Annotated in this window: 9 protein-coding genes and 1 pseudogene; 6 read left to right on the forward strand and 4 right to left on the reverse strand. The window is 73.6% G+C overall.

Annotated elements, in window-relative coordinates; genetic code table 11:
* The 4 genes from egtA to egtD form a co-directional block, all read left to right on the forward strand.
* Positions 1–1,119, forward strand: a 1,119-nt coding sequence (gene egtA, locus AB8Z36_RS22510) for an ergothioneine biosynthesis glutamate--cysteine ligase EgtA (protein ID WP_369215166.1), incomplete at its 5' end; no start/stop codon positions are given.
* Complete coding sequence (gene egtB, locus AB8Z36_RS22515) at positions 1,116–2,459, forward strand: ergothioneine biosynthesis protein EgtB (RefSeq protein ID WP_369215167.1); 1,344 nt, start codon at positions 1,116–1,118, stop codon at positions 2,457–2,459. The genes egtA and egtB, both read left to right, overlap by 4 nt.
* Positions 2,459–3,214, forward strand: a complete 756-nt coding sequence (gene egtC, locus AB8Z36_RS22520) for an ergothioneine biosynthesis protein EgtC (RefSeq protein ID WP_369215168.1) — start codon at positions 2,459–2,461, stop codon at positions 3,212–3,214. Before egtB ends, egtC begins: the two co-directional genes overlap by 1 nt.
* On the forward strand, positions 3,211–4,173 hold the full coding sequence (egtD, locus tag AB8Z36_RS22525) for an L-histidine N(alpha)-methyltransferase (protein ID WP_369215169.1): 963 nt from the start codon (positions 3,211–3,213) through the stop codon (positions 4,171–4,173). The genes egtC and egtD overlap by 4 nt, the downstream gene beginning before the upstream one ends.
* Before the next feature lie 37 nt (positions 4,174–4,210).
* On the opposite strand, the gene AB8Z36_RS22530 is transcribed toward egtD, so the two are convergent.
* Positions 4,211–5,473 (reverse strand): extracellular solute-binding protein, encoded by a 1,263-nt coding sequence (locus AB8Z36_RS22530; protein WP_369215174.1) that lies wholly within the window; start codon positions 5,471–5,473, stop codon positions 4,211–4,213.
* Positions 5,474–5,700: 227 nt separating this feature from the next.
* Between AB8Z36_RS22530 and AB8Z36_RS22535 the strand changes: the two genes are divergently transcribed.
* Positions 5,701–5,922, forward strand: coding sequence for a dodecin (locus tag AB8Z36_RS22535; protein ID WP_369215170.1), 222 nt, complete (start codon positions 5,701–5,703; stop codon positions 5,920–5,922).
* 34 nt (positions 5,923–5,956) lie between these two features.
* Here AB8Z36_RS22535 and AB8Z36_RS22540 read toward each other — a convergent pair whose 3' ends face one another.
* Positions 5,957–6,487, reverse strand: a complete 531-nt coding sequence (locus AB8Z36_RS22540) for a phosphatase domain-containing protein (protein ID WP_369215171.1) — start codon at positions 6,485–6,487, stop codon at positions 5,957–5,959.
* A gap of 86 nt (positions 6,488–6,573) precedes the next feature.
* Between AB8Z36_RS22540 and AB8Z36_RS22545 the strand changes: the two genes are divergently transcribed.
* Positions 6,574–7,581 carry an MsnO8 family LLM class oxidoreductase gene (locus AB8Z36_RS22545; RefSeq protein WP_369215172.1) on the forward strand — a complete coding sequence of 336 codons (1,008 nt, stop codon included), beginning with the start codon at positions 6,574–6,576 and terminating at the stop codon, positions 7,579–7,581.
* 149 nt (positions 7,582–7,730) lie between these two features.
* Here the strand turns inward: AB8Z36_RS22545 and AB8Z36_RS22550 are convergent, their stop codons facing one another.
* Positions 7,731–8,981, reverse strand: coding sequence for an ABC transporter permease (locus tag AB8Z36_RS22550; RefSeq protein WP_369215173.1), 1,251 nt, complete (start codon positions 8,979–8,981; stop codon positions 7,731–7,733).
* Positions 8,978–9,259: pseudogene (locus AB8Z36_RS22555) on the reverse strand (ABC transporter ATP-binding protein); the annotation flags it as partial. The gene AB8Z36_RS22550 and the pseudogene AB8Z36_RS22555, both read right to left, overlap by 4 nt.

The raw sequence follows: 9,259 nt of genomic DNA on the forward strand, positions 1-9,259 counted from the left end.
CCCCTCAACGCCCCCCTCACCCTCGAACCCGGCGGCCAGCTTGAGCTCAGCTCGCTGCCCGCCGCCTCACTGACGGAGTGTGTGTCGGCCGTACAGGCCGATCTCGAAGCCGTCCGTGGCACGCTGCACTCCCATCACCTCACCCTCAGCGGTTTCGGCGCCGATCCCTGGCGGCCCCCCGTACGCGTGCTGCGCGAGCCCCGCTACGACGCCCTTGAGGCCTCCCTCGACCGCGGGGGTCCCGCCGGGCGCCGGATGATGTGCTCCACGGCGTCCGTCCAGGTCTGCGTGGACGCGGGGCACGAGGAGCCGGGACCGCTCGGACACGCGCGCCGCTGGCGCCTCGCGCATCTGCTCGGCCCCGTGCTGGTCGCCGCGTTCGCCAACTCCCCGCTCCAGGAGGGGCGGCCCACCGGCTGGCGCTCCACCCGGCAGGCGGTGTGGGCGGGCATCGTACCCGGCAGATCCGGCGCCCCGCCGCTCGAGGGCGAACCGCGCGAGACCTGGACCCGGCATGTCCTCGACGCACCGGTCATGTGTGTCAGGACGGCGCGCGGCGAGGGTCCCTGGGACGTTCCCGAGAGCCTCTCCTTCCGCTCCTGGATCCGTTCCGGCGACCCCAGACCCCCGACCCGTGAGGATCTCGACTACCACCTGACCACACTGTTCCCGCCGGTCAGGGCGCGCGGTCACCTGGAGCTGCGCATGATCGACGCCCAGCCGGGAGAGGACGGCTGGATCGTGCCGCTCGCCGTGACCAGCGCGCTGTTCGACGACCCGGAGGCCGCCGAGACCGCCTACCGGGCCGTCAAGCCGCTCGCCGAGCGGGACGGTCCGCCGGGGTCGGCCACCGGCCCGCACAGCCCGCTCTGGCTGGACGCCGCACGCCATGGCCCGGCCGACGCCGAGCTGCGCGAGGCGGCCGTCACCTGCTTCGCCGCCGCGGGCGACGCGCTGGCCCGGACGGGCGCCGACACGTCCGTGCGGGACGCCGTCGCGACCTACGCCGAGGAGTACGTCGCCCGGGGCCGCTGCCCCGCCGACGACCTGCTCGACGCCGCCCGGCGGCAGGACACCACGGGGCTTCACGACACCACGGGGAAGGACGCACACCGATGACCGGCTCCACCACCGACCCGGAAGTCCTCAAGGAACGCGCGCTCGCCGCGCTGCTCACCGCGCGCGAGCGCACCTCCGTCCTGACCGGCTGCGTCGAGGACGGCGAACTGACCGCACAGCACTCGCCGCTGATGTCGCCGCTCGTCTGGGACCTCGCGCACATCGGCAACCAGGAGGAGCAGTGGCTGCTGCGCGCGGTCGCGGGCCGCGACGCCATGCGGCCCGAGATCGACTCGCTGTACGACGCCTTCGAGCACCCGCGCGCCGAACGGCCGAGCCTGCCGCTGCTCGCCCCCGCCGAGGCGCGCGGCTACGCGGCGGAGGTGCGCGGGCGCGTCCTCGACGTACTGGAGAGGACACCGTTCCACGGCACCGCGCTCACCGAGGCGGGCTTCGCCTTCGGGATGATCGCCCAGCATGAGCAGCAGCACGACGAGACGATGCTCATCACCCACCAGCTCCGCTCGGGACCCACGGCGCTGACCGCCCCCGACCCGCGGCCGGGGCCGCCCTTCACCGGCCCTTCGGAGGTGCTGGTGCCCGGCGGTCCGTTCACCATGGGCACCTCCACCGAACCGTGGGCCCTGGACAACGAACGGCCCGCGCACCGCTGCCTGGTCCCGCCGTTCTTCATCGACACCACGCCGGTGACCAACGCCGCCTACCAGCGCTTCATGGCCGACGGCGGCTATGAGGAGATGCGCTGGTGGACGCCCGAGGGCTGGGCGACGGTCCAGCGCAACAAGCTGTGCGCGCCGCTGTTCTGGCGCCAGGAGGGCGGCCAGTGGCTGCGCCGCCGCTTCGGGACCGTCGAGCCGGTGCCCGACGACGAGCCCGTCATGCATGTGAGCTGGTACGAGGCGGACGCCTACGCCCGCTGGGCGGGCCGGCGCCTGCCCAGCGAGGAGGAGTGGGAGAAGGCCGCGCGCCACGACCCGGCGACGGACCGCTCCACGCGCTACCCGTGGGGGGACGAGGACCCCACCCCCGAGCGGGCCAACCTCGGCCAGCGCCATCTGCGCCCCGCCCCCGCGGGCAGCTACCCCGCGGGCGAGTCGCCGCTGGGCGTGCGGCAGCTCATCGGCGATGTGTGGGAGTGGACGTCCAGCGGCTTCCTGCCCTACCCGGGCTTCGCCGCGTTCCCCTACCGCGAGTACTCCGACGTGTTCTTCGGCGGTGACTACAAGGTGCTGCGCGGCGGCGCCTTCTCCGTGGACGCCGTGGCGTGCCGGGGCACGTTCCGCAACTGGGACCACCCGGTGCGGCGGCAGATCTTCTCCGGCTTCCGCACCGCACGGGACGCCGGGCCGGCCGATTCCCCGGACCCGGTGGTGGGCTGATGTGCCGTCACCTCGCTTTCCTCGGCCCGCCACAGCCGCTGGGAAGCCTCGTCGTCGCGCCCCCGCACGGCCTGTACCGCCAGTCCTGGGAGCCCAGGCGCCAGCGCCACGGCACCGTCAACGCCGACGGCTTCGGGGTCGGCTGGTACGCGGAGGGCGACCCCGAACCCGCCCGCTACCGGCGCGCGGGCCCCATCTGGGCCGACGGCTCCTTCGCCGACCTCGCCCGCGTCGTGCGCTCCGGGGCGCTCCTGGCGGCGGTGCGTGACGCCACCGAGGCGGGCGCGGACGGCGAGGCCGCGGCGGCTCCGTACGCGGCCGGGCGGTGGCTCTTCAGTCACAACGGCGCGGTGGCGGGCTGGCCCCGCTCGCTCGCGCCGCTGGCGCAGGGCCTGCCGCCCGCCGAGCTGCTCTCCATGGAGGCGCGCTGCGACTCCGCGCTCGTGTGGGCGCTCGTCCTCAACCGGCTGCGGCGCGGCGACGAGGAGGGGCAGGCCCTGGCCGACACCGTCCTTGAAGTCGCCGCGGCGGCCCCCGGCTCCCGGCTGAACCTGCTGCTCACCAACGGCGACACGATCACCGCGACCGCCTGGGGCGACACCCTCTGGTACCTCGCGGAGCCGGGCCGCCGCACCGTCGTCGCCTCCGAGCCCTACGACGACGATCCCCACTGGCGCGAGGTGCCCGACCGCACCCTGCTCGCCGCAAGCCGCACCGACGTACTGCTGACACCGCTCAAGGAGCCCCTCGCGTGAGCCCGTTCCTGCTGACCCGCACCCTGCCCGAGGACGCCACGGGCGCCGCCCTGCGCGCCGACGTCCTGCACGGACTGAGCCGCACGCCCAAGACGCTGCCGCCCAAGTGGTTCTACGACGCGCGCGGCAGCGCCCTCTTCGAGGAGATCACCACCCTGCCCGAGTACTACCCCACCCGGGCCGAGCGGGAGATCCTCATCGCCAGGGCCGCCGAGATCGCCGCGAGCAGCGGTGCCCGTACGCTGATCGAGCTCGGCTCGGGCTCGTCCGAGAAGACCCGCCATCTCATCGACGCCCTGGACTCGCTGCACACCTACGTCCCCGTGGACGTCAGCGAGAGCGCGCTGACCGGCGCCGCGAACGCCCTGCTCGCCCAGCGGCCCGCGCTCGACGTGCACGCCCTGATCGCCGACTTCACCCGCGGCCTCGCGCTGCCGGGGACGCCGGGACCCCGTCTGGTGGCGTTCCTCGGCGGCACCATCGGCAACCTGCTGCCCGCCGAGCGCGCGGCGTTCCTCGCCTCCGTGCGGGATCTGCTCTCCCCCGGTGACGCGCTGCTCCTCGGCACGGACCTGGTCAAGGACCCCTCGGTGCTCGTCGCCGCCTACGACGACCGCTCGGGCGTGACGGCGTCGTTCAACAAGAACGTCCTCGCCGTCATGGACCGCGAGCTCGGCGCCGACTTCGACCCGGGCGCCTTCGAGCACGTCGCCGTCTGGGACCCCGGGAACGAGTGGATCGAGATGCGGCTGCGCTCCACCGTCCACCAGACGGTGAAGATCGCCGCTCTGGAACTCGCCGTCGACTTCGCCGAGGGCGAGGAGCTGCGCACGGAGATCTCGGCGAAGTTCCGCAAGGAGGGTGTACGCACCGAACTGGCCGCCGCCGGACTCCACCTGGACCACTGGTGGACGGACGAGAGGGGACGCTTCGCGCTGTCGCTGAGCACGGCGGCGTAACCGGCGCCGGGCGGTCCGGGCACGGGCCCGGCCGGTGTCAGATGCCCCCGCCGCCCACGCCGAGCTGCCTGGTGATGCGGGCCGAGGCCTTGCGGGCCTCGGCCGCCGCGTCGCCGCCCATGAGGACGGCCGTCATGTACCCCTTGATGGGGTTGTCGGCCTCGACGGCGGCCCAGCGGGGCGAGTTGGGGGTCGCCCGGCCGTTGGCCGCGCCGACGGCCATGGCCGCCGCGCCCTCCTCGCCGGAGACGGCGGAGGCCAGCTTCGCCTTGTTCGGGACGTAGTTCATGGTCCGCGCCAGGTCGGTCTGCCACTTCTTGCCCGCGAGCGCCTGGATGACCGCGACCGCGCCCTTGTGGTCGTCGCTGGCCTCGGGCACCACGAAGTCGGAGCCGCCGGTGAACACCGCGCCGGGCTCGCCCGCCTTCTTGCCCGGGATCGGGAAGTAGCCGAGCTTCCCCTTGAGGCCGGGGTTCTTCTCCTCGATGGCCCGTGCCGCGCCGGGCACCGCGATGATCTGGGCGACGTCACCCTTGGCGAAGACCCCGGCCTGCTCCGGGTGCTGTTCGTCGGCGCCGCGCGGGCCCCGGCCGAGCGCCTGGAGGCGCTGGTAGAAGTCCATGCCGCGCAGAGCCGCCGCCGAGTGCAGGCTGCCGCGCCAGTCCCCGGAGTCCTCCTTGGTCTCCTTGGCGAGGTCGCCGCCCTCGTCCCAGATGAACCCGGCCAGCGTGTACCAGTCCTGGCCCGCCAGGTAGATGCCCTGGCTCCCGCCGGAGTTGAGCTTCTGGGTGTCCGCGAGCCACTCCTCGCGGGTGCGGGGCGGGCGGGTGATTCCGGCCTTTTCGAAGAGGTCCTTGTTGTAGATCACCACGCGGTTGGCGGCGTACCACGGGATGCCGTACTGGGCGCCGTCGTAGCGGCCGGGTTCGGCGAGGCCCGGCAGCCAGTCGTCCATGCCGAGGTCGCGCGCGGACTCCAGGGTGAGGTCGTACAGGCCGCCCTCGTCGACGTACTGGGCGACCTGGGTGTTGCCGACCTCGATGACGTCGGGGCCGTCGGCGCTCTCGTCCTTGAGCGCCTTCTTGACCTTGGTGGCGATGCCGTTCCACTCCTGGACGCGGATGTCCAGGTCGATGTCGCCGTGGTCCTTCTCGAACTGCTCGGTGAAGCGGTCGACGAACTCCTTGGAGGCACTGCCCTGCATCAGCCAGACGGTGACGGTCCTGCTCTCGTCTCCCCCGGGCAGCAGCCCGCACCCGGCCAGCAGGACGGATGAGGAGAGGACGAGCGCGAGGGGCATGAGGGCGCGACGGTGCGGCTTCACGGGGGTCACTTTCTGCCTGCGGACAGGGGAAGGTCGGCCCGACGTGGGGGATGAGCAGATGGCTCGAACGGGTACGGCTGAATCTTGGTATGTACCAATGAATCGGTCAATAGCCAGTTCGTTATCTCGCGCGACCGGAGCGGCTGGGGCACGGTGGAGTGACGCATGTCCACGACGCACGTCACCCACCGCCGGAGGACCCCATGTCGGACCACACCTACCGCGTCACCGAGATCGTCGGCACCTCGCACGAGGGCGTCGACCAGGCGATCCGCAACGGCATCACGCGCGCCTCGCAGACCCTGCGCTCACTGGACTGGTTCGAGGTCACCCAGGTCCGCGGCCACATCGAGGACGGGCAGATCCAGCACTACCAGGTCGGCCTGAAGGTCGGCTTCCGCCTGGAGGACGGCGAGAGCGCCTGACCACGGGCCGCCGACCGGCCCCGGTGGGCCCGGCTCACGTCCTGCCCTCGCGCTCCTGCGCGTCCCTGAGCTCCCTGGACGCGTCCGCCCAGCGGGCCCGTACGACGGTGAAGCCCGCGCGCTCCGCGTCGTCGCACACCAGTATGTCGTCGTCCACGAGCACGCGGACCTCGCGGGTCCGCGCCAGCTCGCGCAGGATCTCCAGCTTCATGCGGCGGGCGGGGCGCCGGTCGGCGTCGCGGCGCATCCACACGCGACCCTGAGGCAGTCCGTGCCGCGCGAGCCAGTCCAGGGTGTCCGCCCGGCAGCGCTCGGGGCGGCCGGTGAGATAGCCGACCTCGCACTCCCCCGCGCTCTCCAGGGCCAGCGCCACGCCTTCGGCCAGCGGCGGGTCCTGGGGCGCCGCGGCGAAGAAGGCGTTCCAGTCGCGCGGCCTGCTCTCCAGGTGGCGCTGCCGGTGGGCGGTGTCGGCGAGGGTGTTGTCCAGGTCGAACACGGCCAGCGGCCTGCTGCCGTCGGCCGGAGGTCCGCTGTCCTCAGCCGTAGCTCTGCTGTCGTCGTTCACGGGTGCCAGCGTAGTCAGCGCGGGTCCGCGGCACCGCCGGAGCGCGCGGCGGGGAATGGTGGCGCGCGCCGGGCGTTGTCCTCTGTGTGAGTTCACTGATCGCGGCGACCCGCTTCTCCGTCCTCGACCGCTCGCGCACCCGTCAGGGACACGACGGTCCCGAGGCCCTGCGCGACACCGTGCGCCTGGCCCAGGACCTGGAGAGCCTCGGATACCACCGGATCTGGGTCAGCGAGCACCACGGAGTGCCCGGCGTCGCGGGCTCCGCGCCCACGGTCCTCGCCGCGGCCGTCGCGGCGGCCACCCGCACCATCCGGGTCGGCACGGGCGGCGTGATGCTGCCGAACCACCGGTCGCTCGTCGTCGCCGAGCAGTTCGGCGTCCTGGAGTCGCTCTTCCCCGGCCGGATCGACATGGGGCTCGGCCGCTCCGTCGGATTCACCGACGGCGTGCGCAAGGCGCTCGGGCGCGACAAGCACGACGCCGACGACTTCGCCGCGCACCTCGCCGAACTGCTCGGCTGGTTCCGCGGTACCTCCGGCACCGGGGTGCACGCCCGCCCCGCCGAGGGCCTCACCGTCCCGCCGTTCGTCCTCGCCGTGGGCGAGGGAGCGGCCATCGCGGCCGAGGCGGGACTCCCGCTGGTCATCGGTGACCTCAAGGACCGCGAGAAGATGCTGCGCGGCATCGACACCTACCGCGCCGCGTTCCGGCCCTCGCCCTGGCGGGCCGAGCCGTACGTCGTCGTCGCGGGCACCGTCGCGGTCGCGGCGAGCGAGGAGCAGGCACACCGGCTGCTGATACCGGAGGCCTGGTCGATGGCGTACGCGCGGACCCACGGCACGTTCCCGCCGCTCCCGACGGCCGAGTACGTGCGGTCCCTGACGATGACGGAGAAGGAGCGCGGCTTCTACGCGTCCGGGCTGCGCGGCCAGCTGTACGGCACGGAGGAGCAGGTCGCCGACGAGCTGGAGCGGGTGCTCGAGGAGAGCGGCGCCCAGGAGGTCATGGTGACCACCAGCACGCACGACCGGGCGGGCCTGCTCGACTCCTTCCGGCGCCTGGCCCGGCTGGCGGAGCTGCCCGCGCGCTGAGCCGCCCCGGCCCGGGGCCCCGTCCGCGTCGTCCGCCGGGATCGGCGCGGTGCCGGCGCGGACGGGCGCGGCGCCCCCGAGGTCCGGGGGAGGAATCCACCGGGAGCACCGCGGTCCGGGGTGTGGCAGGCCATCGCTCAGGGACGGTCTCAGTGGGTGGCGAGGGCTTCCGTCGGGGGCAGCCGGGCCGCGCGCACGGCCGGGTAGAACCCCGCGAGACCGCCGATCACGAGCGTCGCGCCGACCCCGCCCGCCATGGCCCACACCGGCACCACCGAAGGCCAGCCCTGGTAGGAGGCGTAGCCGCCGGTGACGGCGATGCCGAGCAGGACGCCGCCGAGTCCGCCGAGGGCGGAGAGCAGCAGGGCCTCCGCGAGGAACTGGGTGCGGATCTGGCCGCGGGTGGCGCCGAGCGAGCGGCGCAGGCCGATCTCGGAGCGGCGTTCGAGGACCGAGATGACCATGGTGTTGGCCACCCCGACCCCGCCCACGAGCAGGGCGACCCCGCCGAGTCCCAGGAGCAGTCCGCTGAGGGCGTCGTCGGTGGCCTCCTTGGCGGCGAGCGCGTCGGAGGGCCGCGAGACCTCGGTCTCGCTGGGCGTCTCGGGGTTGGCGGTGGCGCCGAGCACGGCCTGGACATCGCCGACGGACCCATCGTCGGCCCGGGTGTAGATGGCCGTCGGATAGCCGTCGAAGTCGAGCTGGCGCTCCGCCTCCGACCAGCCGACCAGGGCGGAGGAGTCCAGGGACGGGACGAGTTCGTTGGCGGCGAGCAGGCCGACGACGGTGAACCACTGCCCGTCGAGCCACACCCGCACGTCGTCGCCCGCCCGGTGCACCCCGAGCTGCGCGGCGGCCTTGGGGCCGAGGACGACGGCCGGATAGCGGCTGTTGGCGGCGTTCAGCCAGCGCCCGTCGACGATCTCGGCGCCGACCGACTTCGGCAGGTCGGTGCGGGCGGCGCTGACGGTCAGGCCGCCGGTCTCCTGCTTGGGCGTGTGGTCGTTGCGGTAGACCTTCGCCTGCGTCCTGCCGATGGCCGACACCGACTCGACGTGCTCCATGTTGCCGATCATCGACACGGCCTCGGTGGGCAGATGGGCGTCGTCCCCGCTGAAGGACGTGCCGGGGGTCACCGTAAGGAGGTTGGTGCCCAGCGCCGCCAGACGGCGGTCCAGGTTCTCCGACGACGAGGTGGAGATGCCGACGACACCGACCATGGCGGCGATCCCGATGGCGATGCCGAGCGCCGAGAGGAACACCCGCATCGGGCGTGAGCGCAGCCCGGAGCCGCCGACCCGCAGCACGTCCGCGGGGTTCATCCGGGCGGGCCTCGGACGGCGCGGCGGCCCGCCACCCGCCGCGGGCTCCAGCTCCTTGGTCGCGTTCATCGTGCTCATCGCAGGGCCCCCTCCGGGACGAGGGCCGTCGAAGGTCCCCCGTCGGCGTCGCCGGAGTCGTGTTCGATCCGGCCGTCCTTCAGCCGCACCTCGCGGGGCAGGTCGGCGGCGATGTCGCGGTCGTGCGTGATGACCACCACCGTCGTGCCCGCCTCGTGCAGTTCGTGCAGCAGCTCGATCACGACCGCTCCCGAACGCGAGTCAAGGGCGCCCGTCGGCTCGTCGGCGAGCAGCAGCGGCGGATCGCCGAGCACCGCGCGGGCGATGGCCACCCGCTG

This window comes from Streptomyces flavofungini (assembly GCF_041028215.1).
Classification (GTDB): Bacteria; Actinomycetota; Actinomycetes; order Streptomycetales; family Streptomycetaceae; genus Streptomyces; species Streptomyces flavofungini_B.

Coding starts and splice junctions, on each gene's coding strand:
- egtB (WP_369215167.1), top strand. CDS start 1,116: ATGACCGGCTCCACCACCGACCCGGAAGTCCTCAAGGAACGCGCGCTC.
- egtC (WP_369215168.1), top strand. CDS start 2,459: ATGTGCCGTCACCTCGCTTTCCTCGGCCCGCCACAGCCGCTGGGAAGC.
- AB8Z36_RS22530 (WP_369215174.1), bottom strand. CDS start 5,473: ATGCCCCTCGCGCTCGTCCTCTCCTCATCCGTCCTGCTGGCCGGGTGC.
- AB8Z36_RS22535 (WP_369215170.1), top strand. CDS start 5,701: ATGTCGGACCACACCTACCGCGTCACCGAGATCGTCGGCACCTCGCAC.
- AB8Z36_RS22550 (WP_369215173.1), bottom strand. CDS start 8,981: ATGAGCACGATGAACGCGACCAAGGAGCTGGAGCCCGCGGCGGGTGGC.